Source organism: Bifidobacterium ruminantium DSM 6489, from assembly GCF_000770925.1.
Taxonomy (GTDB): Bacteria; Actinomycetota; Actinomycetes; order Actinomycetales; family Bifidobacteriaceae; genus Bifidobacterium; species Bifidobacterium ruminantium.
In genome coordinates this window covers 164955-191856 of the sequence record NZ_JDTK01000002.1, presented here as the reverse complement: position 1 = coordinate 191856, position 26902 = coordinate 164955, and the positions used below count along the sequence as shown (strand labels likewise).

The window sequence follows — 26902 nt, the reverse complement described above, 5'->3', positions numbered from 1 at the left end:
TGCCAGCCATACGTCCACTTCCGATGACGAAAACGGACGGTGCCGGGTTTTTCGGCACCGTCCGTTTTTTCTTTCCGCGATTTTCTTATCGCGAACGAACTACATCAGGCTGGTGTAGATCTTGAGGATGTCCTCCTGGGTGGCCTTACGCGGGTTGCCCGGCGTGCACACGTCATGGAAGGCGTCGTGCGCCAGCGGCTCGAGATCGGCCTCGGTGGCGCCGACCTCGGAGATCTTGGTCGGGTTCTTCAGATCGACGGTGAGCTTGTGCACGGCCTGCACGGCCTCCTCGCGCACTGTTTCGATGTCTCCGGTGTACGCGTCCTCCACACCGAAGGCGTCGGCAATGTCACGATACTTCTCACCGGTGTAGTCCTTGTTGTATTCCATGACCGGCGCCAGCAGAATGCCGTTGGCCACGCCGTGGGCCACGCCCAGACGGCCACCCAGCGGGTGAGCCATACCATGCACCAGGCCAAGGCCGACGTTGGAATAGGCCATGCCGGTGATGTAGGAGGCATAGGCCATCTGCTCGCCGGCAGCCACGTCGCCGTCCGCGCTCTTGGCCAGGTTCTTGGCGATCATGCGGATGGTCTGCATGGACAGGCAGTCGGACAGGCTCCACGCGCCCGGGGTGATGTAGCCTTCGATGGCGTGGGTCAGCGCGTCGAGACCGGTGGCGACCTTGAGGCCGCGCGGCATGGAATCGGTCAGATCCGGATCCACGAAGGCGACAATCGGGATGTCGTGCGGATCGACGGCCACGAACTTGCGCTTGTTGGCGGTATCGGTGATCACGTAGTTGATGGTGGTCTCGGACGCGGTGCCGGCGGTGGTCGGCACGCCGAAGATCGGCACGGACGGGTTCTTGGTGTCCGCCACGCCTTCAAGGCTCAGCACGTCGGAGAACTCGGGGTTGGCGGTGACGATGCCGATGCCTTTGCAGGTGTCCTGCGGGGAGCCGCCGCCCAGACCGATCAGGAAGTCCGCGCCGGAGGCCGCGAACTTGGCGACGCCGTCCTGGATGCATTCGACGGGCGGGTTCGGCTTGACATTGTCGAACACCTCATACGGCATGCCCGCCTCGTCCAGCACATCGGTGACCTTCTTGACGGTGCCGGTCTTCAGCAGCACCGGATCGGTGACGATGAACGCCTTGGTGAATCCGTGCGACTTGGCAACATTCGGAATCTCCTTGATCGCTCCGCGACCGAAATACGCCGTCTGGTTGAAAATCATGCGATAGACCATAATGCTCTCCTTTAAGCGACTGTGTGTTCATGGGCTCCGGCATCCTTTGCCGTAAAGCCAACGCTCCCATCATAAACCCATTTTCGACCGGCATGCGGCCAACGACACCGCAGTATTACACGAGTTTTCCACCCAGCAGAAGAAAACCAGACGAGACATCGCCGGATATCAAATAATTCGCTCCAAGCGAGCCGATCCCTCCCATTTCGAAGACCCACATGGTCTCGTCCAGGGATTTGCCGTCCGCGACAATCGTTTATCCACCTGCGCCGTAGTTTATCAACACTAGGAACAAAATTCCCTCTTAGTTAGGAGCAGCGATAACAAGAGATAATTGCATCGATACCACAGAAACCATGAAACAGTGAAGAAAAACCTGATACAAAACAATAAACCCCGAATCTCTCCGGGGTTTCCATGGTGGCTCCGAGCGGCATCGATCCGCTGACCTAACGATTTTCAGTCGTTCGCTCTACCAACTGAGCTACAGAGCCATGAACAACTTGCGTTGTTCTAGCGACCACGGCCGGACTTGAACCGGTGACCTCCGCCGTGACAGGGCGGCGCTCTAACCAACTGAGCTACGCGGCCATTGCCACCTTGTTACCAAGGTAAGTACCCCCTGAGAGAGTCGAACTCTCGTTGTCAGATTGAAAGTCTGGTGTCCTAACCGTTAGACGAAGGGGGCGCTTTCAGCGTTTCCGCTTGACAACTTGACTTACTATACGCGGTTCTGACCTACATGCAAATCACGGCGTGTCGCAACGCGGCGCAGCAAGGCGGAAAACGCTGGAAACCGTTGGAATCACACGCTTTGCAAGGTCATACGCGGCGATAGGTGAAATCGTGGATCACACGATTGGCGGCAAGTCCCTTCTTCTCGAAATTGGTGAGGACACGGCCGTCGAACCGCTCCGATTCGACGAAATCGGCGTGTCGCAACGCGGCCGCCTCGTCCGCATTGCCCTTGCCGACATGCTCGACGGGCAGGCTCACGGTGAGCGTGCCGTCGTTATGGAAGTCCTTCAGACCGTCCATGACCTCATGGACGTGCAATGCGTAGTCCTCGATGTCGGTGGCGATGCGCCACACCCCGCCTTCGGCCAGCGTGCGGTGGATGTCCGAGGCGAGCTCCGGCTGCACGATGCGGCGCTTGTGATGGCGCATCTTCGGCCATGGATCGGGGAAGAACGTCCACACTTCGGCGATGGATCCGTCGGCGGCGGCCTTGAACAGCTCCGGGGCGTTGACCTGGGCGATGCGCAGGTTCTGAAGACCCTGCTTGCCGGCCAGCAGCATCGTATGGGCCACGCCCGGGTCGTAGACCTCCAGCGCGAGGAAATTGGTCTCCGGATGCGCGGCCGCGACGGCAACGACGTTCTCGCCCTGTCCGGAACCGATTTCCACGATCAGCGGATTGCCGTTGCCCCAGGTCTCGCGGATACAGGCTTGGTCGAACACGAATCCGTCGCGCACGTCGAGCGACCCCTCGCCCGCGTTGATCTTCAGCAGATAGGTATCGGAATAGGCATCCCATGCGCGCTGCAGACGCGCATCGAGCCGTGCGGAACGTCGCACGAACGACAGCACCTTGCGTCCGTACAGCGCTGGCCTGCCGTCGGCGGACGCCTGCGCACCCCTCACGTTTTCGTCTGTTCCATGGCCATCAATCGGCGTGTTTTCGTCTTGTTGCATACCCTAATTTATAGAGGAAACACAGGAGCGAATCGATTATGTGCGTTCGTGTTCGCGTGTTATACTCAAATTGTTCAAAAGGTAACAAACTCGAGCAAAAGTGAACAATGGTTGACGTTTTCACCAGCCATTGCATCCCGGAGCTCATTTGGAGGAAAGGCCAGAACATGACAGTTCTCGTCACTGGTGGGTGCGGTTACATCGGCGCCCATGTCGTCCACGCGCTTCATCAGGCCGGTGAAAGGGTCGTTGTCGTCGACGATCTGAGCTACGGCAAGCCCACCCGCATCGAAGGATCCCGCCTGTACGGCATGGATATCGCCGCTCCGGGCGCCGGCGAACGCCTTGCGGAGATCATGAAGGCCGAAGACGTCGATTCCGTGATCCACTTCGCCGCCCGCAAGCAGGTCGGCGAATCCGTCGAGAAGCCGCTGTGGTACTACCAGCAGAACATCAACGGCATGCTCAACGTGCTCATCGGCATGCGCGATTCCGGCGCCAAGAAGCTCGTCTTCTCCTCCTCCGCCGCCACCTACGGCGTGCCGCCGGTCGACGTGGTTCCGGAGGATGTCGTGCCGATGCTGCCGATCAACCCGTACGGACAGACCAAGCTGTTCGGCGAGTGGATGGCCCGCGCCTGCGAGGAGCCGTACGGCATCCGCTTCTGCGGCCTGCGCTACTTCAACGTGGCCGGCTGCGGCCCGGTGGAGCTTGAGGATCCGGCCATCCTGAACCTCATCCCGATGCTGTTCAACCGCCTCAAGCAGGGCAAGGCCCCCGCGATCTTCGGCGATGACTATCCGACTCCGGATGGCACCTGCGTGCGTGACTACATCCACGTGTCCGATCTGGCCGACGCGCACATTGCCGCACTGAAGTATCTGGATCGCGACGAGCGCAAGTACGACGCGTTCAACGTCGGCACCGGCGAAGGCACCTCCGTGCGCCAGATCGTCGATGAGGTCAAGAAGGTCACCGGCCTGCCGTTCAAGGAGACCGTCATGGCCCGCCGCGCAGGCGACCCGCCGCACCTGATCGGCTCCCCGAAGCGCATCAACGAGGAAATGGGCTGGCACGCCAAGTACAACGTCGAGGACATCGTGAAGTCCGCCTGGGCCGCATGGCAGGCCAATCCGGAGCATCACATCGACGTCGGCACCTGGAAGCAGGAAGACTAGTCTCCGTAATCGGTTGTCGTTGCCGTCGTCGGTATACGGCAACACACTGAAAACACGATGAGGAACCGTCTTGCATGGGAGTTTTCCCTTATGCAAGGCGGTTTTCCATATCTTATCAACACCTTTTTAATCGATTGCGACAATCATGACACGCCGTAATTTGCATGATGATGATTTTGCCGTAATATTTCTATCTGTTGTCAGTCGCAAGATTGAAACAACGGCCGCGTAGCTCAGTTGGTTAGAGCGCCGCCCTGTCACGGCGGAGGTCACCGGTTCAAGTCCGGCCGTGGTCGCCACCAAACCCCAGCCCAACCCGCTGGGGTTTTTCTTTTCCCTCTCCCCTCCCTCCCCACGCCAATATCCGCTGTCGCAACACACCCAAAATAAAGGCGGGCACACAAAAAATAGCAACATACAAATGAAAGGAGGTGGAGGCCGGCATATGCGTTATAAGACCGTAAAGACTCGGCCTGAGCGGCTCGGAGCGTGTCGTTAATGCATATGCGCAAATCTATAGAAATCCCCAAAGCGAGGTGGGCGGCCGGATATACGTTGTAAGGCCGTAAGCTTGGCCGAACGGCCTTGAGTGTGCCGTCAACGTATATCCGGCCGCCACCGGCCGTCACGGAAAAATAAATATTCCATCGGACGCGACAAAAAACGGCATGCCTGCAATACAGAGCATGCCGCAATCGCAATAAGAAAATTCAGTTCTGCAACCGCTTTTCGACCCAATCGACGATATATGGCGCAACCTCTTCGATTTGGTCGATCGCCACTTCGAATTCGCGCGGCCCGCCATACCACGGATCCACCAGATCGATCTCGTCCTCGCGCCCAGCGGAAGGCTTGGGCAGATTCGGATCGAAGCTGCGGTACATATGCACCTGCGAACGCTTGCTCTGCGGAAGCTGGCGAAGCAGCGCGCGCATATGCGAGGCGGTCATCGGCAGGAACAGGTCGGTGCGTTCGATCTCATCGCGGGTGATGCGATGCGCGAAATGACGCGCCGGAAGCTCATAACCACGCTCCTTCAGCACCTTGACCGCGCGACGGTCGATCGGATTGCCGTATTCCTCGTCGCTGACGCCACTGGATTCGACATCGACTCTGTCATCCAATCCGCGACGCTCGAATTCGGCGCGCAGAATGATCTCGGCCATGGGGGAACGGCAGATGTTGCCCGTGCACACGGTCATCACGGTATACATGAAATGACTACTCCTTGCGATTCTTCTCGTACGTCACGAAACGGAAGCCCTCGATGTCGTCGCTTCCCTTCTGCGTCTTCATCCACATGCCTTCCTCGGCCACACGCCATGCGCCGGATTCGACCAGCGCGTGGATGTCCGGCGCGTAGGTGTCGGCGTCCACGTGCATGCTGATCTGCGTCACGTACGCCTTGTCCGCGAATGGCATGGCCTCCCGGAATATCTGCGATCCGCCGATGATCCAGATTTCACTGCGGTCGAGACCGTCGTCCGGAATGGCCTCCTGACGGGCTAGGTCCAGCGCGTCCTCCAGGGAATCCACCACGGTGGCTCCCGGCGCACAATAGGACGGATCATGTGAGATCACGATGTTGTCGCGATTCGGCAGCGGGCGGAATTTCGGACTCAGCGACTCCCACGTCCTGCGACCCATGATGACCGGATGAGAGACGGTCAGTTCCGTGAAACGCCTCATATCCTCAGGCAGATGCCATGGCATGCCGCCTTCGAATCCGATGGCGCCGTCGTGACCTTCCTTGTCACAGGCCTGCGCCCAGATCAGATTCACCGAAAAGGTCTTGGGGAAATCGTCACCCCAATCCTCTTCTTCTTCACGCCCGGCAAGTCCGGGCTCGGGTTCGTGATAGCCACTACGGCTACTGTCGTGCTCCATTTCACTCACTCCTTGAAGTCGAACTAGAGTCAGTAGTCTAACGTTTGGCGAAGACTCGCCGAACGGCGTGATTGTTTCAGACCGCCACCGGCGCCTTGATGGTCGGATGATGCCGGTAATCCACGATTTCGAAATCGTCGTAATCGTAGTCGAACAGCGAATCGGCCTTGTTGATGCGAATCTTCGGATACGGGTACGGCGTGCGTCCCAGCTGCTCCAGAACCTGGTCGATGTGGTTGTCGTAGACGTGGCAGTCGCCGCCGGTCCAGACGAATTCGCCCGGTTCGAGATCCGTCTGCTGCGCCATCATGAGGGTCAGCAGCGAATAGGATGCGATGTTGAACGGCACTCCGAGGAACATGTCGCAGGAACGCTGGTACAGCTGGCAGCTCAGGCGCCCGTCGGCCACGTAGAACTGGAACAGCGCATGGCATGGCGGCAGGGCCATATTCTCCACTTCCGCGGGGTTCCATGCGGAGACCACCATGCGACGGGAATCGGGATGGTTCCTGATCAGGTCGAGCACATTCGAAATCTGGTCGATGGTGCGGTTCGGATCCTCCGGCGTCGGAGCGGGCCAGCTGCGCCACTGCGCGCCATACACCGGTCCCAAATCGCCGTTCTCGTCGGCCCATTCGTCCCAGATGTGCACGTTATGCTCCTGCAGCCAACGCACGTTCGTGGAGCCCTTGAGGAACCACAGCAGCTCATAGGCCAGCCCTTTGAAGAACACGGTCTTCGTGGTGAGCAGCGGGAAGCTGTCTTTGAGGTCGAAGCGCATCTGCTGGCCGAACAGGGAGATGGTGCCGGTGCCGGTGCGGTCGGATTTCAGCGTGCCTTCCATGAGGATCTTGCGCACCAGATCCTCGTAGGGCATCGGAATGTCGGTTTCCGGACGTGCGGGGATGCGGGTGCGGATGTCTGCGAGTTGTTCGGAAGTCAAAGCCATAACCGTTCAGTTTATACACAGCCATGGAGCCGTTCCGCCGATGGCTTCCATGGAATCGACCGAAGACTTACGCAATGCGGAACGCGTTCTTCCGATTCCATGGCGATACGCTAGATTGGAACATGGTCGGCGCGAACGGCGCGCCATAGGACAGAGGAGTTTCCATGGGCAAGAGACTGTGGGTAGAGCGCAACAAAGACGGTTCCTGGGACGCGTTCAGCGATGACGGCGCGCATATCAAGTTCGGCAAAGGCCGCGGACAGTTCACGCCGGGCGATCTGATGAAGGTCGCGCTGGCCGGTTGCGCCGCGCTGTCCAGCCAGTTCGCCGTCGAGCACACGCTGGGCGAGGGCAAGGGTGCCAAGATCGTGGTTGATGGCACCTACGATGCCGATAGCGACGCCTATGTCGGTTTCGACGAGCAGGTGGTCATCGACGCCACCGACGCCGGTCTGAGCGACGAGGACGCCGAGAAGCTCGCCGATCGCGTCAGCCGCCATATCGAGAAGGGCTGCACGGTCAAGCACACGTACGTTGAGCCGACGCCGGTCCGTATGAACGTCACCGTCAAGCACTGACATACGTTTCGTGACGTGCGCACGCACGAACGCGCATACGCATACGAAGGGGCGGTTGCGATTCCCAGCTGGGATTCGCAACCGCCCTTCGTTTTTCTGTGATTATCAGGCGATTACCGCGATGTCACTGACGTTCCGGATCGATCTTCGTCTCGATGGCTTCGGCGACTTCCGGCTCGGCCTTCTTGACCGGCACCTCCTCGACGCCCTTGATCTCGTCGATCGCCTTCGGCTTGATGTCGGCAGGCGAGCTCGGCGTGGTGTCGAGACGGCTTTCCGCGGCCTCCACATACTTGCGAGGCACCACATACACCGGACCGGCCGCGTGCTGCAGCAGACCCTGGCTGGTGGAGCCGAGTAGCAAGCCGGTGAAGCCGCCACGGCCACGGGAGCCGACCACGACCACGTCGTGATCGAAGCTGGCCTTGGTCAGCGCTCCGATAGCCGGCCCCGGCACGATCTGCTTGTTGATCTTGAGGTTCGGATGGGCCTCCTCGAACGGCTTGATGCGCACGTCGAGATCCTCCTTGTAGGAGACCATGACGCCCTCATCCTCAGAACCCTTCATGTTGGGCACCGCGGAGATGACATCCAGCTCGGCGCCCCAGGAATCGGCGAACGCGGCGGCGATCTCCAGAGCCTTCAGACCCCACTTGGATTCGTCGGAGCCGACGGCGACTTTGGTGATGGTGTTGTTCAGATGCATCAGGTTGCCTTCGTCGTCGGTATACGGCACCACGACGATGGGGCAATACGCATAAGCCGGCAGGCTGGAGCTGGTGGTGCCCAGCAGGCGCTCGGCCAGACCGCCCTTGCCACGGTTGCCGATGACGATGAGGTTGTAGTTGCGGGACAGTTCGACGAACACGGATGCCGGGTCTCCCGTGACGATCAGCGTCGATGCTTCGACACCCTGCTCGCCGGCAATGGCCTTGGCCTTCGACAGAATCTCCTGGGCGTCGTTATGGGCCGCGTTGTCATCCCCCATGGCCGTGTATGTGGCATCGAACGAGACCGCAGCATAGCTTGGCAACGAGTACGCGCAGACGATCTGCAGCGTCAGTCCGGCATGCTTCGCATAATTCGCTGCCCACCACGTAGCTTTATAGCTGGCGTGGGATCCATCAACACCAACGAGGATTGCCTTGTCATTAATCATGAGCGACCTCCTTGAATCACATCGCGGCAACGCGACTGTGCGTTGCACCTACGTTCCACAATACCGCGCGACATGCGGTTCGCGCGTAGCGACGCGGAGAAAACCAAACGAAAAAGGCGTATCCCATGTGGGATACGCCTTCAGCGCAAAGCCGATTCACAGCACGCGACGAATCACATAGCTGCTGGTGAACACCGCCAACGAAGTGACCTGGGTTCCCTGCGCGGGATCCAACGCGTTGATGACCATGCCGTTGCCGATATAGATGGCGGCGTGATGCGAATTGACGATGATGTCTCCAGGAGCGGCATCCGCGATGCTGCCCACCGGAGAGCCGACGCTCATCTGCGCGCCGGAATAATGGGGCAGGCTCACACCGAACTGGGAGAACACCCACTGCACGAAACCGGAGCAATCCCAGCCGGACGGCTGATTGCCTCCTGCAACATACGGATAGCCCTGGAATTGAAGCGCGTACTGGGCAAGGGCCTGACCCGTGGCGGTGGCCGGCGGAGCAGGGATGCTGGTGGTCGAGGACGCGGTGCCGGATCCCGTGTTCAAAGCGGTACGGCTTTCGGAACGGTTCGCGGCCTGGGACTGGGCTTGCGCTTGAGCTCGAGCCTGCTCCTCTTCCTGGGCCTTCTTATCGGCCGCTTCCTGATCCTTCTCAGCCTGGGACTTCGTCTGCGGAACGTTCAGGCTTTCCACTCCGCCCCAATCCGAGCCGGATTCGACCTGGGTGGATGTGGATTCCGCGAGGATGTTCTTCTTCACGGCGTTGGTCTTCGGGAAGGAACGGGTTGCGACGACGGCTTCCTGCCGCGTCGCGTCACTTGCGGCAATAGCGGTAGGAGCCACGCCGACGAAAGCAAAAGAAGTCGCGGCGAGCACAGTAATCAAAGGAAATAATTTAATGCTCTTCATCACCGTCGATGATACCGCATCCCCCATACAGAGACGGTGGACCATTGATATGACCGACGATCCAGTAGTGGATGCTCAGTAGTGAATGTAGGTCAGTTTCGACGCGTCGTCCGCGCTGAAGGATCTGTTGGAGATCACGCCAAGACCCTTCACATTCGATTCCGAAATCTCGATGGATCCGTCGGCATTGATCTTCTCGACAATCGCCACATGCCCGTAATCGGCGTCCGCGCCCTGCTGCCCCGGAGCGAACACGATGATGTCGCCAACATGGCGAGGGGTGCCGTCCACCCAATAGCCCAAAGCCTTCGCGGACGCGCCCCAATCGCGGGCATTGCCGAAATGGCTTCCGACCGGCAATCCCAGCTGGTGCCTACGGGTGTAGGCCCACCAAGTGCACTGGCCGTACGGATAGCTGCCGCCATCCTCGCCGGTGGCATGGTTCGGATTGAAACCTGCGGGCAGAACCGAGCTGTCCTGATCCATTAGCACGGCAACGTTCGGATTGTCAGCGAGAGACTTGGACAACAGGTTGGCATCCATGGAGGCGCTAGTCTCGCCCAGCTGCCATCCGCCGTTGTTGCTGGTCGAGGATTCCTTGAGCGCGGTACGGTCCTCGGAACGGGAGGCCGCGCCATCCGACACTCGTTTGATCTGCGTGGTCTCGACGCCATCGTCCGCAATCACCAGACGGGAGGCGTTCTGCTGGCTGAATGCCAGAGCGGTCGCCGCGGTGCCGACGAGAGCGGCTAGGGACGCGGATGTGACCAGCGTGGATTTGCGGGAAGCTGCTTTGGCGGCCTCACGCATGGCACGGCGGCTCATCGGAGCGACTTCGTTGAGCTTTTCCGCCACTTCAGGAGCAAGACCCACCACTGCGCCGCCATCCGCCAGCTGCGCCATGCGCACCGCCTTGGCAGTATGGGAACCGCGGCTGGACGTGAACAGCGCCTTGGAAACGCTGAAACGCGCGCTCGAAGCCTTGGCAGCCTTATGCGCCGCATGTCTCATATATCAATCACTCCTTGCGGATTAAGAAATCGCATCAACTTATGGCCGTGCAATTACAGAACCGTCACACAATACCACAGGCTACACCGACATAGGGATTAGCATCGAGCCATATTCCCCACATTGCTCCCCGTATCGCCAGATCGCATCCCCAGCATTTTCCCGCATTCCATGACGGAAAGGCCGGAAAATGAACGAGCCGTCATGCAATCCGACCATCTGACTACCCTATGGAACCATGACGAACACCATGAACATTCCTTCCGATTTGCTTCCCGAGGACGGACGCTTCGGCTCGGGACCGAGCAAGATCCGCCCGGAGCAGATCCAGGCGCTCGACGCGGGCGCGCGCAATCTCCTGGGAACCTCCCACCGCCAGACCCCGGTCAAGCAGGTGGTCGGCTCCATCCGAGAGGGACTGTCGGACTTCTTCCATATCCCCGACGGCTATGAGGTGGTTCTCGGCAACGGCGGCGCCAGCGCGTTCTGGGACATCGCCTGCGCCTCGCTCATCACCCGCAAGGCCGCATTCGGCGCATACGGCTCCTTCAGCGCGAAGTTCGCCAAATCCGCGCAGTCCGCGCCCTTCCTCGAGGATCCGGAGATCTTCGAAGGCGAGCCGGGCACGTATCGTCTGCCGGAACTCACCGAATATGTGGACGCCTACTGCTGGGCGCACAACGAGACCTCCACCGGCGTGGCGGCCCCGGTCAAGCGCATCGAAGGTTCCAAGGAACAGGGCGCACTGACCCTCATCGACGCCACCAGCGGCGCCGGCGCGCTTGACGTGGACATCAGCCAGACCGACGCCTACTACTTCTCCCCGCAGAAGGCGTTCGGCTCCGACGGCGGCCTGTGGATCGCCGTGCTCTCCCCCGCCGCAATCGACCGCGCCTACGGCATCGCAAAAAGCGTCAAACTGCCGGGCGCACGCCGTTGGATCCCTCCGTTCCTCTCCCTGACCTCCGCCATCGAGAACTCCCGGAAGGACCAGACACTGAACACTCCGGCAGTGGCCACACTGGTCATGCTGGAGAGCCAAGTGCGCTGGCTCAACGACAACGGCGGACTTGCCTGGGCCACGGCGCGCTGCGCCCGTTCCGCGTCCCTGCTGTATCAGTGGGCGGAGAAATCCGACTACGCGCAGCCCTTCGTCTCCGACAAGAACGCGCGTTCCAACGCCGTGGTCACCATCGACCTCGACGAGAACGTCAACGCATCCCAAGTGGTCGCGGCACTGCGCGAGAACGGCATCGTAGATACCAACGGCTATCGCAAGCTCGGCCGCAACCAGCTGCGCATCGGCGTGTTCCCTTCGGTGGAGCCAAGCGATGTCGAGGCGCTCACGAAGTGCGTCGATTACGTGGTCGAGCATCTGTGACCCGAAACGCGAGGTGAGACTCCCATGAAACTGAAACTCGCTCCGATCATCGACCCGAGTGTACGCAAGCCATCCCCGAAACCGGTCCGCGTCGATCTGCGGAAGGTGTTCACATTCGGCACCGCCTTGTGGGCCATCGCCTTGGAGGTCTGCATGATCCTGCTGGCCATCGGAATCAATGCGGAACGCGCGCAGACCATGTGCGCCGCCGGCACGGTAGTCGGCGTACTCATGCTGGTCTGGGAGCATTTCGACCGGTGGGACTACCGCCGACTCGGAGAATGATTCCTCTGTTCGGCCGACCGGAAGTTCAGCCGAACGCGAAAAAGAACCGATTGTGCCGCCTGTCGAACACCACGGCAAGCGGCACAATCGCATTTCCTCGACCTTCCATCACCCTTTAACCACGGGCGGCAGGCAACGTCAACGTGAACGTGCTGCCCTGTCCGGGAGCGCTCCACACGGAAGCCGACCCATGATGGGTCAACGCCACATGCTTGACGATGGCAAGCCCCAATCCGACGCCGTCGACGGAACGCTCGTTCTGATTGCCGCCACGATAGAACCGCTCGAAAATACGGCTCTGTTCCTTCCTTTCGATGCCGCAACCGCGGTCGATCACACTGATCAGCACCTGCGAACTATCCTCGTCCGGCTTGACGGACACGGTCGCTCCCTTGCCATCCGGAGAGTAGGAGATGGCATTCTCGAGCAGCTTCGCGATCGCGGTTTGGATCTGCTCGTCGTCACCATTGACCTCCAGCGATCCGTCGCCATTGACCTCGATGTCGATTCCCCGCTGCCGCGCGGCCTGTCGATGCGCGTCGGCGACGGCCTGCACCTGTTCCATGACGTTGATGCGATTGTCGGACGTCGGCAGAATCGGTTCCTGCGCTTTGATGAGCAGCAGCAGATCGGACACCATATGCTTCATGTGGGCGCAGGATCGGCGTAATTTGGCCGCGCTTTCCTTGACGACCTCCCTGTCGGCGCTGTCGTTCTCCAAAGCGTCCGCAAGCTCCTCCAACGATTGCGTCGGCTTGAGCAGCTGCTCGGAAACGTTGACGATGAAGGAGTCACGCATCTGGGAGAACCGGACCGTATCGCTCACATCGGAGACGAGCACCACCACGAACCGTTCGTTGAGTCTGCCTACGATCACCTTCAACCAGTTCGGGCGGGACACCGACGTGGAGGGTTTGTCCTGCGATTGCCCCATCAGCGACTGTCTGGCCATCTCGCGAACGGATGGTCGGCCGGCCTTGGGCGCCTTCTTCGGCGAATGCAATGTGGTGGTCGTCAGATCGAACTGCCTTTTGCCACCGTAGGAACGCACCTCGTGCACCGCCCTTGCCACGGTGTCGTCCGCAATGGCGTCGTCCCGCACCACGCCAAGGGCATAGGCGTCGGGATGCGCGCGCACCACCTCGTCATGCTCGTCGACCACGATGGAGACCAACGGAAGAATGGACAGCAACGCGTTCGTCGCATCATCCAACGTATCGTCACCAGCATCACGGCCATCGTCACGGCGATGCGTCAGATCGCCCCACCACGCCTTCAGGGATTCAAACATGCCTTCATTCTCGCATAATCCGGACATGCCCGTGGACGGCTCCGCGCGTTCGTGAACGCAGGGTGAACGCACGGGTGAACTTTGACGGAACAACACGTTCGACGCATGCGGAGCCGCCGTTTACCTAATACACTTGGAAAAGGCTATATCCGAACCTGATACCAACATACGTGAAGCATTTGAAAGGCAAGCATATGCGCGTTATTTTCAACGAAGAGCTCAAGGCTGTCGCCGATGACCTCGACCGCATGGTGCAGGACGTCCGCAAGGCGATCAACGGCGCCGGCGACGCGTTGATCAACCAGAATCTCGAAGCGGCCCAGGCGGTCATCGACGGAGACATCGAAATCGACGCCCTCGAATCCAGCGTCATCGACCAGTGCGTGAAGCTGCTGGCCAAGCAGAGCCCGGTGGCCACCGACCTGCGCGTGGTCGTTTCCACGCTGCGTCTGGCCGCCACCTTCGAGCGCATGGGCGATCTGGCCCGCCATATCGCCGAAGCGGCCCGCCGCACCTATCCGGCCTCCCCACTGCCGGCCGAGGCACAGCCGCTGTTCGCGGAAATGCAGGCGTTCCTGGATAATGTGGCCGACCAGATGACTTCCATGCTCTCCGACCGCGACACCAAGACGGCCGAGGAGATCATCCTCAACGACGACAAGCTCGACGCCCTGCACAAGAAGACCTTCGAACTGGCGCAGTCCGAAACCTGGTCGGGCACCAACCAGCAGCTTATCGACGTGGTGCTGATCGGCCGTTTCATGGAGCGTCTTGGCGACCACGCCGTTTCCGCGGCCCGTCGCGTCGTGTTCATCGTCTCCGGCTTCGACCCGTCCAAGGAGCCGACCCGCGACGAAGGCACCGACATCGACTGATTGAGCCTCTCCTTTTCTTGCATTTTCCTTGACGAGATGGGTGGTTTCCGTTTGGAAGCCACCCATTTCGCTTATATGTGGCAGATAGCTTCGGACAAAACATCCCAAGGGGGTAAATTTCTCACCCCCGAACAACCTTTTGCAAAGAAAATCTGCCACATATAGGCAAAATCACTTTCGCACACAAGCGAAATCCGCCACCTATAAGCGAAATTCCTCCGACATCCACAAAATTAGACATCGCGTCCAGTTCATGCCCGTATACTTGCGCCCAACGACGCGGCACAATAGTGCCCAGCGACGTCCAAAGGAGGAAGTCATGTACTATTCCAACGGCAATTACGAAGCGGTCGCCCGGCCGAAGAAGCCCGAGGGAATCGACGACAAGAACGCCTACATCATCGGCACCGGACTTGCCGCCCTGAGCGCGGCCTGCTATCTGGTACGCGACGCGCAGATGCCCGGCAGCCACATCCATGTGTTCGAGAAGGACGCGATCCCCGGCGGCGCCTGCGATGGCGCGAACATCCCGGGACTGGGCTATGTGATGCGCGGCGGACGTGAGATGGACAACCATTTCGAAGTGATGTGGGATCTGTTCCGTTCCATCCCCTCCATCGAGACCGAGGGCGTTTCCGTATTGGATGAGTACTACTGGCTCAACAAGGAGGATCCGAACTTCTCGCTGTGCCGCTCCACCAAGGCCCGCGGCGCCGACGGCGGCACGAACGGCAAGTTTGCGCTTTCCGACAAGGCCGCGATGGAGATCATGAAGCTGTTCTTCACGCCGGACGAGGAGCTGTACGGCAAGAAGATTTCCGACTTCTTCGACGACGAGGTGTTCAATTCGAACTTCTGGATGTACTGGCGCACCATGTTCGCCTTCGAGAACTGGCATAGCGCATTGGAAATGAAGCTGTACATCCGCCGTTACATCCACCACATCGGCGGCCTGCCCGATTTCAGCGCGCTGCGTTTCACCCGCTACAACCAGTACGAGTCGATGATCCTACCGATGATCAAGTATCTGGAAAGCTTCGGCGTGCAGTTCCACTACAACGTGAAGGTGGAGAACATCGCATTCGCCATCGGCGGAGGCATGGGTCCCGTGCGTCAACGCACTGAAACCGGTCAGGATACGATTCTCAGGAAGCAGGCCGAATACGGTGCCTATCCACGCAATCCCTACAGCTCGCCGACCAAGAAGGCGGCCACGCGCATCGACCTGACCGAAGCCGACGGCACGTCCCGCAGCATCGACCTGACCGATAATGACCTGGTGTTCATCACCAACGGCGGCTGCGTGGAGAACTCCTCCATGGGTTCGCAGACCACGGCCGCGGCTTGGACGCCGGACATCAAGCCCGGCGGTGGATGGGACATGTGGCGTCGCATCGCAGCACAGGATCCAAGCTTCGGACACCCGGACGTGTTCTGCTCCGATCCGGAGCATTCGAAGTGGATGAGCGCCACCGTCACCACGCTTGACATGGAGATTCCGCCGTACATCCAGAAGATCTGCAAGCGCGATCCGTTCACCGGTCATGTGGTGACGGGAGGCATCGTCACCGTGGAGGATTCCAATTGGCTGATGAGTTGGACGCTCAACCGCCAGCAGCAGTTCCGGGACCAGCCGAAGGACCAGCTGTGCGTATGGGTGTACGGCCTGTTCCCGGACAAGCCCGGCAATTACGTGAAGAAGCCGATGCGGGAATGCACCGGCGAGGAGATTTGCGCCGAATGGCTCTACCATATGGGCGTGCCGACCGACAAGATCGAGGATCTGGCCAGCAACCACGCCAACACCATACCAGTGATGATGCCGTACATCGACGCGTTCTTCATGCCACGATCCGCCGGCGACCGGCCCGACGTGGTGCCGGACGGCGCGGTGAACTTCGCGTTCCTCGGCCAATTCGCGGAAACCCCGCGCGACACGATCTTCACCACCGAATATTCGATGCGCACCGGCATGGAGGCCGTATACACACTGTGCGATGTGGATCGCGGCGTACCCGAGGTGTGGGGCTCGGTCTACGACATACGCGACCTGCTCAACGCCACGGTGATGCTGCGCGACGGCAAGCCGATCACCGACATGAACCTCAATATCGTCGAGAAGACACTGCTGAAGCAGGTCCTGAAGAAGCTGGATTCCACGGATGTGCCGAAGCTGCTCAAAGAATACGGCGTGATCTGAGCCGATTGCGATAGCGTCCGTCCGTCGCGCGCATTTCGATATTTCGAATTGTGCACGACGGACGGCACGGCAGGCGAACGTCAGACGAGCGCGGCATTCCGACAAAGGCGCCGGACGTAAAAAGGTGGGAACCCACGTACTGTGGATTCCTACCTTTTCATATGCGTTTCATGCGACTGAACGCGATAGCCCGCGTATCAATCGCAGCGAACTCACTTCTGGCCCTGGGCGGCGACAGCGGCGGCACCGGCAGCTGCGGCTTCCGGATCCAGGTACTCGCCACGCGGCTTGATCGGTTTGAAGTTCTCGTCCAGCTCGTACAGCAGCGGCATTGCGGTCGGGATGTTGACCTTGGCGATCTCCTCTTCGGAGAGGTTGTCAAGCATCTTCACGATGGCGCGCAGGCTGTTGCCGTGGGCGGCGATCAGAACGGTCTTGCCGGCCTTCAGCTCCGGCTCGATGTCGGACTTGAAGTACGGCTCAACGCGCTTGACCACATCGGCCAGGCATTCGGCTTCCGGAACCGGATCGCCGGTGTAGCGCGGATCATGGTTCTGCGCGTACTCGTCGTCCGGATTGATGTCCGGCGGCGGGGTGGCGTAGGAACGACGCCACAGCATGAACTTCTCGTCGCCATACTCTTCGCGGATGGCGGTCTTGTTCTTGCCCTGCAGAGCGCCGTAGTGACGCTCGTTGAGACGCCAGCTGCGCTTGACGGGGATCCACAGGCGATCGGCCTCGTCCAGCGCGTAGTTGGCGGTGTTGATGGCGCGACGCAGCATCGAAGTGAAGACGATATCCGGAAGGACGTTCTTCTCCTTGAGCAGGCGGCCACCGTTCTTGGCTTCCTCGACACCCTGCTCGGTCAGCGGGACATCGACCCAGCCGGTGAACTGATTGGTTTTATTCCATGCGCTCTGTCCATGACGGAGCAGTACTAGTTTGTAAGTCATAGTTGCCAGTCTACCGCCTTGTGCGGCCAACACAACCGATGATGACGATTATTCGGTTACGGTCATGAAACAATTTTCATTCCGTTGCACGGACGTTTGCAGTCGGGCTCAAGCGAATGCCACCGTCGCGACAAATGCGGCGGCGAGCGCCAGCGAGGCGAATGTGCAGAGCGGCAGTGCTTTGCCGTAGTGTTTTCTTGCGATTGCGACGGCTACAGCAGCGCATATCGCGCAGGTGATCGCCAGCATGATGATTGTCGGGATCGTGCACGCCGATTGCAGCTTGGCATACGCGACAGCCAGCAGTATGGCAGCGGCCAGCAGCACGATTGTGAATACGGTACCGTTGCGCCGGCCCAAGGCGGTCATCCACGTGTGTTTGCCGTGTTCGCGGTCGGATTCGATGTCACGCAAGTTGTTGACGCACAGGACCGCGACGGCGATAAAACCGACGTTCGCGCCACCGAGAACTCCGCTTAGGGAGACTGTGCCGGTCAGGGCGAACATCGTGCCGCAGGTGGCGACCAGGCCGAAGAAGACGAAGACGAATATCTCGCCCAAGTAGTGGTAGCCATAGGGGTGTTTGCCGCCGACGTAACACCACCCGGCCACAAGGCAGGCGACGCCGACCAGGATGAACCACCAATAACCGGTCAACGCAATAACGGCCAGACCGCACAGGCAGGCGATCAGCGCGTTGATTCCGGCCGCGGCCAGTACTTTCTTCGGATTCACGCCGGATGCGACGAGGCGGGCCGGGCCATGCTGGGGCTGCGATGCCGGAAGCATTTCCGGAGTCGAAGTCGATTCCGCGGATGGTGTTTTTGCAAATGACCGTGCGGAATCGACGGCACGCCCCTCGTCGGTGCCACGTATGCCGTCGGAATAGTCGTTCGCGAAATTCGCGGCGACCTGCAGGAACAACGCCACGCAACCGCACAGCACCGCCACCAAGATGAACCAGCCTGCGGAACGCTGGCATTCGCCGACCAGCGAGCCGAATTTCAATTCGCTCAAGTCATGCTGCCCGCCGAAGAACGGACACGGCTCATGCCATATATCGCCACCCTGCGAGTAAAGAAACACGCCCCGCCACGACAGCGCGGCCCCGATAACCACTGGGGCGATCGCCAGCGGCAGGGTTTTCAGGCGAGCGCCGCGAATCCAAGCCGATATTTCCATGAATCTCATGTTAGATGTTGGGTGTGCGAGAGTGTGCGAGGGTATGCAAAAGGGCGCTCCCGTATTGGGAACGCCCTTTAGTAATTGCTCTTTTATTTTTTAAGGATGGCTCCGGCGGCAAGCGGATACCTTCGTCGGAGAACAGTCCACAGGACTGTTCTTCTCCTCGGGCGGCATCCTGCCAAGCGGGATGCCGCGGCTCGCGTCAAACCGATATGAATTGAGCTTTGCTCAATTCAGCGGTTTGACAAGCGGGAAGGTGATGGTCTCGCGGATGGTGGCGCCGGTCAGTGCGATGAGCAGTCGGTCGATGCCCATGCCCATACCGCCTGCCGGAGGCATGCCCACGCCGAGGGCCTCCAGGAAGTCCTCATCGATATCGCAGGCCTCCTCGTCACCGGCGAGCGCGTCCTTGGCCTGGGCCACGAAGCGTTCGCGCTGCACGACCGGGTCGTTGAGCTCGGAGTAGCCGGTGGCCAGTTCGAAGCCGCGCACGTACAGATCCCACTTCTCGACCACGCCGGCCTTGGAACGGTGGCCCTTGACCAGCGGGGAGGTCTCGACCGGGAAGTCGCGCACGAAGGTCGGCTCGTACAGCTTGTCCTCGTAGAAGTGCTCCCACAGGTGTTCGACGAGCTTGCCGTGGTTCTCCACGTCGTCGCGTTCCACGCCGAGCTTGTCGGCGATCTCGCCCAAGTGCTCCACGGAGGTGCCGGGGTTGTCCGGACCGCCGTTCGGCACGATTTCCTCGCCCAGGGCCTTGGAAAGGGAGTCGTACATGCTGATGGTCTTCCATTCGCCGCCGAAATCGTATTCGGTGCCGTCCAGCAGCGTCACCTTGTGGCTGCCGAACACGTCCATGGCAGTGTCCTGCACGAGCTGCTTGACGAGCGCGCCGATGGTGTCATAGTCGCCGTAGGCCTGGTATGCCTCGACCATGGTGAATTCCGGGGCGTGGGTGGCGTCGACGCCCTCGTTGCGGAAGTCGCGGTTGATTTCGAACACGCGGTCGATGCCACCGACGAGGCAACGCTTCAGGAACAGTTCCGGCGCGATGCGCAGGTAGAGGTCCAAGTCGAAGGCGTTCATATGCGTGGTGAACGGACGGGCCGCGGCGCCGCCGTGCACGGTCTGCAGCATCGGGGTCTCGACCTCGAGGAAGTCATGGTCGGCGAAGGTCTTGCGCAGGGAGGCGACGGCCTTGGAACGGTTGCGCACCATGTTGCGGATCTTCTCGTCCGCGATCATGCCGATGTACGGCTTGCGGGTGCGAGTGTCCTCGTTCAGGTCCTTGTGCAGCGCCGGCAGCGGCTGCAGCGCCTTGGCGGCGATTGCCCATTCGGTGGCGAACACGGACAGTTCGCCGGTTTTGGAGGCGATCACTCGGCCCTTGATGAACAGGTGGTCGCCCAAGTCGACCAGCTGCTTGAACTGCTTCAGAGAGTCGGCGCCAATCTCCTTCTTGGAGATCATGCCCTGGATCTTGGTGCCATCGCCGGCGGACAGCTGCACGAAGCACAGGCCGCCCGCGTTGCGCAGGAACAGCACACGGCCGGCGATGCCGACCACGTCCTCGGTCTCGTCGCCCGCTTCGAGCTTGCCGTCGTACTTGGCGCGGACCTCTTCGATGGTGGCGGTGACGTCGAGGGTCACCGGGTACGGCTGGATGCCTTCCTTGAGCATCATGGCGCGCTTGGCCACACGCATCTGCACCTGCTCCGGGTGGGCCAGCGGGCCGAATTCCTTGTTGGACGGGTCCACGGCCTCGTCCAAAGTGGCGCCGTCGTTGATCTTGGCGCGAATCGCAGCATCCTGCTGCAGCAGCATTTCGGCGCGTTCCACCGTGGTCATAGTGGGGACCGCAGCCTCGTCCTCATTCTGGTTTTCTTGGGATTCATTGGTCTCAGTCATAAGCCAACAGTGTACCGAGAAGCCACTACACAACACGCGACACGCCGTATTTGCAAGCACCGCGCAATCGTGTAACATAACCAACTGTTGCCAAACGGGCTGTAGCGCAGCTTGGTAGCGCGCTTCGTTCGGGACGAAGAGGCCGCGGGTTCAAATCCCGCCAGCCCGACAACTAAGGCGGAACTTCGGTTCCGCCTTTTTCTTTGCCTTTCCATCAAACCGACGCTTGGCACCGTCTCACCGTCGGTTTCGCGGGAATCGCAATATCGAACCGACGCTTGGCACCATCCAAGTGCTGGTTCGGCGGACAATCCAAAATAAGGAATCCCCATGAAGAGAAGCATTCTGGCGCTGGCCTCCGGCGCCCTCATCCTCGGCGCCGCCGAATTCGTGATGATGGGCATCCTGCCCCAGACGGCCACCGCCATGCATGTCAGCATTCCCGCGGCCGGCCATTACATCTCCGCATACGCCATCGGCGTGTGTATCGGCACACTGATCCTGGTGTTCGGCCGCAAGGTGCCGCCGAAGCATCTCATCATCCTGTTCATGGCCATCGCGTTGGTCGGCAACACGCTCAGCGCCGTCTCCTTCTGCTCGCCGATGCTGCTGGTGGCGCGTTTCATTTCCGGCCTGCCGCATGGCGCGTTCTTCGGCACGGCCACGCCGATCGCCAAAACGCTTGCCGACAAGGGCAAGGAGGCGCAATCCGTGTCCATGATGGTGATGGGCCAGACGGTGGCCAACATGCTGGGCGTGCCCGCGGGAACGTTGCTCGCCGAGGCGATGTCCTGGCGGCTGGCGTTTGCGATTCTGGCCGCCTGGGCGCTTATGACGATCGTCGTGGTGATTTCGTGGGTGCCGTCCATCGATCCGATCAAGGACGCCGGCATCAAGGGGCAGTTCCGCTTCCTCACCCATCCCGGCCCGTGGCTGATTCTGCTGGCCGTGTTCTTCGGCAATTCGGGCATCTTCTGCTGGTGGAGCTACGTGTCGCCGTGGTTGCAGAAAACCGGCGGATGGTCGGCGACGATGGTGCCGATGCTGATGGTGCTCGCCGGCCTCGGCATGGTGGTCGGCGGCATCGTGGGCGGCAGGCTGACCGACCTGTGGAAGGCGGGCGCGACCGCGGCGCTATCGCACGGCATCGCCTTGTGCGGACTGTTGCTGGTCTTCCTGTTGCCCGGCAATCATGCGACCACCGCGTTGCTGACGTTCATCATCGGTTTCGCGCTGTTCTTCAATTCATCGCCACAGCAACTGCTGATGGTGCAGGCGGGCGAAGGCGGCGGCGAGCTGATTGCCGGTGCCGCCGTACAAATCGCCTTCAATTTCGGCAATGCGATCGGTTCCATCGTCGGCGGAGCGGCACTGACCGCGACGGCGATGAATTACCATTTCACCGGCATCGCAGGCGCGCCGATCAGCCTGCTCGCCGTCATCCTGCTGGTGCTCTACACCCGTCGCTACGAAGCCCGCGCCTAGCCCCATCCCAACCTTCCCATCCTTCTCCCCCAAATCCCATCTCAGCGTCGATTCCATCGCCCCCAATCCGCGAAACCGACGCTGAGGAGGGCCTAAGCGTCGGTTTGGCGGAAAAGGTGCGGCGAAACCGACGGCTGGAGGACGCTCAGCGTCGGTTTGGCGGAGGGGATGCGATGGAACCGACGTCTGCCCGCATCAAAGGATTTCCACATATCCACAGGTGGATTGTGGAAGGGGTTATTGCGATTTTCCCCTGGTTTCGTGTTGATTTGCAGCACGAAACGTCGGTTGGCGATTACGAAATCGCGATTATACGCGGATTCCCCATGATTCCGTGTTTTCCGCGCCACGCACGCCGAATACGACTAGAGTGGCGTACCGTGCGAAGCATTGTGAAACGAATTCTCGTCACCTGCGCGGCGACTACCGCGCTGGCGCTTCTTCTGACCATGGTCCTATGCGCGCTCGGCAATGCGATGGCGCCGAAATGGCAGGTCGAGCCGTTCACGGACCATATCACGCTCACCACGACCAATACCGCTATCCAAGCCGTTGACCCGGCCACAGGTGCCGTGTTCAAAACCCCGCAGGAGGGCGCGTACCGCACCAAGGAAACGCATATCACGGTCGCGTTGGACGGCGGCAAAACCGTGAATGCCATCGTTCGCGAGCCGCTCGACGCGCCGGCAGATCGTCCCGCATGCCTGTTCCTGCACGGTTCGGGCACCGGCAAATCGTCGGAGGCGTTCGTCGACGTGGCGAACGCGATGGCGTCGGCCGGCATCACCACTCTCGTGCCGGACAAGCGGCTCGACAACTACACCATGCTGCACCGCGACTACGTGTCCAGCGCGCACGACTATGCGAAATCGCTGGAAATCCTGAGAAAATGGCCGGGCGTGAGCAGATCGGAAACCGGCATCTACGCCGAATCGGAAGGCACATGGATCGCCACCGTGCTGACGCAACAGCATCCGGATCTTGCCTTCGCCATCCTCACCTCTCCCCCGGTCGTTTCGGGCCGTCAGCAGATGACGCTCGCAGCCACCAATTATCTGACCGCCGCGGGCGCACCCGATGCCGTCAAGCAGCTTATTCCGCGCATCACCAGCCTTGGCACACAACGCATGGGACTCGCCTATGCGGATTTCGACGCGGCCAAATACCGCAGATCGCTCACCATGCCGCTACTCATCAACTATGGCGTCAAGGACACAGCCATGCCGGTCGAACAGGGCGCGCGGCTGCTGATCAAAGCCGCAAACCAGGCTGGCAATACGAATGTGACGCTGCGGTATTATGACGCGAACCATCAGCTTCGAACCGGTTCGAATCAGACGGTTCCGGGACTGCCGTTGGAACCGCATTACACGCACGATCTGGAGGATTGGATCAACGCGGTGACGAGCGGCACGGGTGCGAACGGCTGGGCAACGCCGATGATCGCCGGAACGCAGCCGAATCAGACGGTCACGGCACCGCTGAAGACCCCGCCCGCGCTGGTGAAGTCGATGGGTGTGATTGTCGGCGCAATCGCGGTTTGCCCGCTCTGCGCGCTGCTGGCGATGTGCGGCGCGCCAATTCTGCTCATCGCCGGCTGGGTGCGCGAGCGCCGTGCGTCACGGCGGATATCGCACGATTCGGCTTCGACGGAACCGGCGGAGCCAACGGATTCGACTTCAATGTTTTCAACGGATGCGACCACACCGACAGGTCCGTCCACACAACCGAATGCAGCACGTCCAATCGCAATAACCGACCATCGATTCCCGGTCGGCATGCGCGTCGCACTGGCGCTCAACACCCTCCTTGCCGTCGGCACGACCGGCGTGTTCCTGGCGTATCTGGTCACCGTCATCATTGATGCGATCTCGTTGACCGACAATTCGGCGGTGCTTGCCAAGAACTGGCATGCCATCGTCATGCTCACATGGCTGAGCCTTGTCGCGTTCGCCTGGCTGTTGGCGGAAATCATCGTGGACGCGTGCCGTCGTCATGCTAGGAATCGCGCGATTGCAAGCATAGATGACGATGCGGATATGAATAATGGCCACGATGCCGCAGCCGGAAGCCGATGCGATATAGGAAAAGATGGAAAAGCATGCATCGGATCCGGCCATGTCATCGTGGCCACGTGTGTGGTGGTGTCGGCGGCGCTATCGTTGGCGCTGCTGGCTTTCTGGGGACTGTTCTGCTGACTGGCGTTCCCGTCGGCGCAGACGCACCGCGGCGACGACGGCCCAGACCACGGAAATGATGAGCAGCAGCGCGCCGAGACCGCCGACCACGTAGAAGAACAGCGTCGAGGGATTCGGCATCCACCGCCATGCGCCGATGGGCAGCAGGCACAGCATGGACATCAGGCCGATCAGGCAGAAGAACACGCCCAGCACGATAGTTCCGGTGCTTGGTCCGGACGGGCGGATTACCAGCTCGCCGTCCGTTTTGCCGATGCGCACTTGCTTGGAGGGGTCGACCGGCTCGGCTGATTTGGCTGGATCAGCCGATTTGACGGAACCGGTCGGACGTGCCGAACGGCCCGCAAAGCTTCCGCGCATGTCTTGTCCGGAGGTTTCCAGCGATTCGGCCTCGTCCTGCGATTCGGCCTCGTCCTGCGATTCGAACTTCCTCTGCGCTTCCGGACCGCCGTCGAACGGCTTCTGGAACGATTCGGTCTTCGCCTCGCCCGGATCGTCGACGGCCGGCAGGGTTTCCGTGGGCTCGTCCGAGACCTCCGCGATTCCCATGACGTCGGTCAACGGCACTTCACGGGTTTTCTCGTCACTCATTTCGTTTCCTTTCCGCTGGCGCTTTTCCCGACGTTCTTTCCATCGACGCTGCCATGCGATTGGCCGCCCGTCGTTCCCACTGGCAGCTTGCTGTCGGACGTGTACTGCATGGTGACACTGCCGCCGACCGTCCCATCGACGTTGACATACAGATCCGGTTCCTCCGGAGCCTTGTCCGAATCGATCGACGGCCAATACCACTTGTTCTCGTAGATCGTTTTGAATGCCTTGTCGAGATCCGTGCCGGCGTATACCGAATCCTGCGAATCGTTCTCCGTATCCGAACCGGCATCGCCCGCATCATCATCGCCGGAATCGTCGAAATCGGTGGTGCCGTTGAGCGCCGGAACGCCCTTGTTCACGCCATGATGGCCGAGTCCCGAATCATCGTTCTCATCGAGGGACAGGCCCATGAAGCCCGTGCCGTTGAAGAACGTAATCCCGTCCGGCCCTCCTATGTAATCCGTGACGTTGGTGTAGCCGTCGTCCGGATCGCTGACCGACCACTGGCATCCGTCCGGCAGCGTGACCACCACCTGGGCGTTCACCACCACCAGATTCAGCTTCCCTGTCGGACATGAGCTTTCGCCGTACGTGCCGTCGTTGAGCTTGACCTTGTGCTTGCCATGCGCTGCCGGATATCCGCTCAAATCGATGTCGAGCACATCGTTGGCGTAGTTCTTGCCGACCACCACCAGTCCCTGTTCGTATCGTTTCATCTGGGCGTCGCTGGTGTCGCTCCATGTCACGATGCCGGAGACCGTCGTGCGGTGGTAGTCATTCGACATCATCCAATCGCGGCTTTCCCATGCCACCGCACTCGTGCAGAACGTCATCACCACGGCCATGAACGCCGCGCACCATGCCAGCGGATGCAGGCCGCCGGTGCGACGGCCCATGCAACCAAGCACGACGATCACCACGCCGATTCCCAGGCAGATGCCGCCGCAGCACAGTGTGGCGAGACGCAGCACGCGCAAGGCGTAATCCCAATCAACCGGCATCGTAATGGCGTACCAGCCAGATCCGGCGATCGCCAGCAATGCCAAGCCAAGCGTCACCAGTACCAGCAGCGGTCCGGCTGGCTTGCGGCGGGCGCGTTTCGACTGCGGCGCCGCCACCGTCGGCGGAGCGGTGAAGGTCGGCGGCACATTGGCCGTGGCAAACGCTGCAGGCGGGTTCACCGGCTGCTGAAACGTCTGGTATGGCGATTGGACGGGACGCGCGTACTGCTGGTAGCCGGAAGGCGCGGGACACGTCGGCTGCGGCATCGGCTGGCCTGGCGTGCCGGGCATGTTTGCAGTGGTGGCCGTGTTCGTGGACATCGGCTGCGGCATATATTGCGATTGCGCAGGCCGCACCGGCTGTCCCGGCTGAACGGGCTGAGCAGGCTGCCCAGGCCACGATCCGCCCTGCTGCGGCGGCTGCCAGCTCGCCGCATACGACTGGCGGTTCACCAGCAGCCAGAACACCAGCACGGCCACGCCGAACGCCAGCCATCCGGCGCCGGGCAGGCACAGCGCCACCGCGGCGCATACCAGCGCGCCCGCGCAGTTCCAATCCCAATGGCCGTTGACCAGCTCCTCGCACAGGATCCGACCATCCGTCTCGTCCGGTAGCAGGAACCAGGCCAATGCGTAGAACGCCGCTCCGGCGCCGAACAGTAGCGAGGTGAGAATCACCAGCGCGCGGACCAGGGTGGCGTTCCATCCCAAGCGGCGCGCCACGCCGTCGCACACGCCTGCGATCCACCGGTTGCGGCCGCGCGTGATCCGGCTGGAGCGGATCCATGCGAAGAATCGATTGCCGCGATTCGGCTGCGGCTGATACATCGGCGGCCGTGGCTGCGATTGCGGTTCGGCAGAACCAGCGGCACTGCCGCCTTGCGGATTGTTGTTTGCGTTGCTCATATCTCCAT

At 60.7% G+C, this 26902-nt stretch carries 22 protein-coding genes and 5 tRNA genes; 10 read left to right on the top strand and 17 right to left on the bottom strand.

Features of this window, described 5'->3' with window-relative positions; genetic code table 11:
- Positions 1-99: 99 nt before the first annotated feature.
- From fucO to trmB, 5 genes are all read right to left on the bottom strand, one after another.
- Entirely contained in the window at positions 100-1251 is a 1152-nt protein-coding gene (fucO, locus tag OU26_RS01980; protein ID WP_026646449.1) for a lactaldehyde reductase, read from the bottom strand.
- Between the two features lie 418 nt (positions 1252-1669).
- Positions 1670-1745, bottom strand: a tRNA-Phe gene (locus tag OU26_RS01975).
- A gap of 23 nt (positions 1746-1768) precedes the next feature.
- Positions 1769-1842 (bottom strand) — tRNA-Asp (locus tag OU26_RS01970).
- 25 nt (positions 1843-1867) lie between these two features.
- A tRNA-Glu gene (locus OU26_RS01965) sits at positions 1868-1939 on the bottom strand.
- A 134-nt stretch (positions 1940-2073) separates the two neighbouring features.
- Entirely contained in the window at positions 2074-2946 is an 873-nt protein-coding gene (gene trmB / locus OU26_RS01960; RefSeq protein ID WP_033498815.1) for a tRNA (guanosine(46)-N7)-methyltransferase TrmB, read from the bottom strand.
- A 167-nt stretch (positions 2947-3113) separates the two neighbouring features.
- Here trmB and galE point away from each other — a divergent pair, with 167 nt between their 5' ends.
- Positions 3114-4124, top strand: coding sequence for a UDP-glucose 4-epimerase GalE (gene galE / locus OU26_RS01955; RefSeq protein ID WP_026646451.1), 1011 nt, complete (start codon positions 3114-3116; stop codon positions 4122-4124).
- A 222-nt stretch (positions 4125-4346) separates the two neighbouring features.
- Positions 4347-4423: transfer RNA gene (locus OU26_RS01950), tRNA-Asp, on the top strand.
- A gap of 411 nt (positions 4424-4834) precedes the next feature.
- Here OU26_RS01950 and OU26_RS01945 read toward each other — a convergent pair.
- The 3 genes from OU26_RS01945 to OU26_RS01935 all read right to left on the bottom strand — a co-directional run bounded on the left by OU26_RS01945 (position 4835) and on the right by OU26_RS01935 (position 6960).
- The gene (locus tag OU26_RS01945) at positions 4835-5338 is read right to left on the bottom strand and encodes a low molecular weight protein-tyrosine-phosphatase (RefSeq protein ID WP_026646452.1); all 504 of its coding nucleotides are present in this window, start codon (positions 5336-5338) and stop codon (positions 4835-4837) included.
- Between the two features lie 7 nt (positions 5339-5345).
- Positions 5346-6011: a dihydrofolate reductase gene (locus OU26_RS01940; RefSeq protein ID WP_026646453.1), complete on the bottom strand. Its 666-nt coding sequence runs from the start codon at positions 6009-6011 to the stop codon at positions 5346-5348.
- 76 nt (positions 6012-6087) lie between these two features.
- Complete coding sequence (locus OU26_RS01935) at positions 6088-6960, bottom strand: thymidylate synthase (RefSeq protein WP_026646454.1); 873 nt, start codon at positions 6958-6960, stop codon at positions 6088-6090.
- A 164-nt stretch (positions 6961-7124) separates the two neighbouring features.
- Here OU26_RS01935 and OU26_RS01930 point away from each other — a divergent pair, with 164 nt between their 5' ends.
- Positions 7125-7538, top strand: a complete 414-nt coding sequence (locus tag OU26_RS01930; protein ID WP_026646455.1) for an OsmC family protein — start codon at positions 7125-7127, stop codon at positions 7536-7538.
- A gap of 124 nt (positions 7539-7662) precedes the next feature.
- Here the strand turns inward: OU26_RS01930 and OU26_RS01925 are convergent, their stop codons facing one another.
- From OU26_RS01925 to OU26_RS01915, 3 genes are all read right to left on the bottom strand, one after another.
- Entirely contained in the window at positions 7663-8697 is a 1035-nt protein-coding gene (locus tag OU26_RS01925) for a universal stress protein (protein WP_026646456.1), read from the bottom strand.
- A 156-nt stretch (positions 8698-8853) separates the two neighbouring features.
- Positions 8854-9621, bottom strand: a complete 768-nt coding sequence (locus OU26_RS01920; RefSeq protein WP_026646457.1) for a C40 family peptidase — start codon at positions 9619-9621, stop codon at positions 8854-8856.
- 75 nt (positions 9622-9696) lie between these two features.
- Complete coding sequence (locus tag OU26_RS01915) at positions 9697-10632, bottom strand: CHAP domain-containing protein (RefSeq protein ID WP_026646458.1); 936 nt, start codon at positions 10630-10632, stop codon at positions 9697-9699.
- A 238-nt stretch (positions 10633-10870) separates the two neighbouring features.
- On the opposite strand from OU26_RS01915, the gene serC reads away from it, so the two are divergent.
- Positions 10871-12013 (top strand): phosphoserine transaminase, encoded by a 1143-nt coding sequence (serC, locus tag OU26_RS01910; RefSeq protein WP_026646459.1) that lies wholly within the window; start codon positions 10871-10873, stop codon positions 12011-12013.
- Positions 12014-12043: 30 nt separating this feature from the next.
- Positions 12044-12298 carry a DUF2530 domain-containing protein gene (locus tag OU26_RS01905; protein ID WP_026646460.1) on the top strand — a complete coding sequence of 85 codons (255 nt, stop codon included), beginning with the start codon at positions 12044-12046 and terminating at the stop codon, positions 12296-12298.
- A 115-nt stretch (positions 12299-12413) separates the two neighbouring features.
- Here OU26_RS01905 and OU26_RS01900 read toward each other — a convergent pair whose 3' ends face one another.
- Positions 12414-13589, bottom strand: coding sequence for a sensor histidine kinase (locus OU26_RS01900; RefSeq protein WP_081815630.1), 1176 nt, complete (start codon positions 13587-13589; stop codon positions 12414-12416).
- A gap of 194 nt (positions 13590-13783) precedes the next feature.
- On the opposite strand from OU26_RS01900, the gene phoU reads away from it, so the two are divergent.
- Together phoU and OU26_RS01890 are read left to right on the top strand one after the other, a co-directional pair.
- Complete coding sequence (phoU, locus tag OU26_RS01895; RefSeq protein WP_026646462.1) at positions 13784-14464, top strand: phosphate signaling complex protein PhoU; 681 nt, start codon at positions 13784-13786, stop codon at positions 14462-14464.
- Positions 14465-14783: 319 nt separating this feature from the next.
- The gene (locus OU26_RS01890) at positions 14784-16664 is read left to right on the top strand and encodes an oleate hydratase (RefSeq protein ID WP_026646463.1); all 1881 of its coding nucleotides are present in this window, start codon (positions 14784-14786) and stop codon (positions 16662-16664) included.
- 212 nt (positions 16665-16876) lie between these two features.
- Here the strand turns inward: OU26_RS01890 and OU26_RS01885 are convergent, their stop codons facing one another.
- The 3 genes from OU26_RS01885 to lysS form a co-directional block, all read right to left on the bottom strand.
- Positions 16877-17617, bottom strand: coding sequence for a phosphoglyceromutase (locus OU26_RS01885; protein ID WP_026646464.1), 741 nt, complete (start codon positions 17615-17617; stop codon positions 16877-16879).
- A gap of 108 nt (positions 17618-17725) precedes the next feature.
- On the bottom strand, positions 17726-18808 hold the full coding sequence (gene menA / locus OU26_RS01880) for a 1,4-dihydroxy-2-naphthoate octaprenyltransferase (protein ID WP_026646465.1): 1083 nt from the start codon (positions 18806-18808) through the stop codon (positions 17726-17728).
- 222 nt (positions 18809-19030) lie between these two features.
- On the bottom strand, positions 19031-20710 hold the full coding sequence (gene lysS, locus OU26_RS01875; RefSeq protein WP_026646466.1) for a lysine--tRNA ligase: 1680 nt from the start codon (positions 20708-20710) through the stop codon (positions 19031-19033).
- A gap of 95 nt (positions 20711-20805) precedes the next feature.
- Here lysS and OU26_RS01870 point away from each other — a divergent pair.
- From OU26_RS01870 to OU26_RS01860, 3 genes are all read left to right on the top strand, one after another.
- Positions 20806-20879, top strand: a tRNA-Pro gene (locus OU26_RS01870).
- 161 nt (positions 20880-21040) lie between these two features.
- Entirely contained in the window at positions 21041-22195 is a 1155-nt protein-coding gene (locus OU26_RS01865) for an MFS transporter (protein WP_026646467.1), read from the top strand.
- Positions 22196-22644: 449 nt separating this feature from the next.
- Positions 22645-24393: an alpha/beta hydrolase family protein gene (locus tag OU26_RS01860; protein ID WP_081815631.1), complete on the top strand. Its 1749-nt coding sequence runs from the start codon at positions 22645-22647 to the stop codon at positions 24391-24393.
- Here OU26_RS01860 and OU26_RS01855 read toward each other — a convergent pair.
- The gene (locus OU26_RS01855; RefSeq protein WP_026646469.1) at positions 24352-24984 is read right to left on the bottom strand and encodes a hypothetical protein; all 633 of its coding nucleotides are present in this window, start codon (positions 24982-24984) and stop codon (positions 24352-24354) included. The two genes, OU26_RS01860 and OU26_RS01855, sit on opposite strands and share 42 nt — an antisense overlap.
- Positions 24981-26894: a PspC domain-containing protein gene (locus tag OU26_RS01850; RefSeq protein WP_237743824.1), complete on the bottom strand. Its 1914-nt coding sequence runs from the start codon at positions 26892-26894 to the stop codon at positions 24981-24983. The genes OU26_RS01855 and OU26_RS01850 overlap by 4 nt, the downstream gene beginning before the upstream one ends.
- Positions 26895-26902 lie beyond the last annotated feature (8 nt).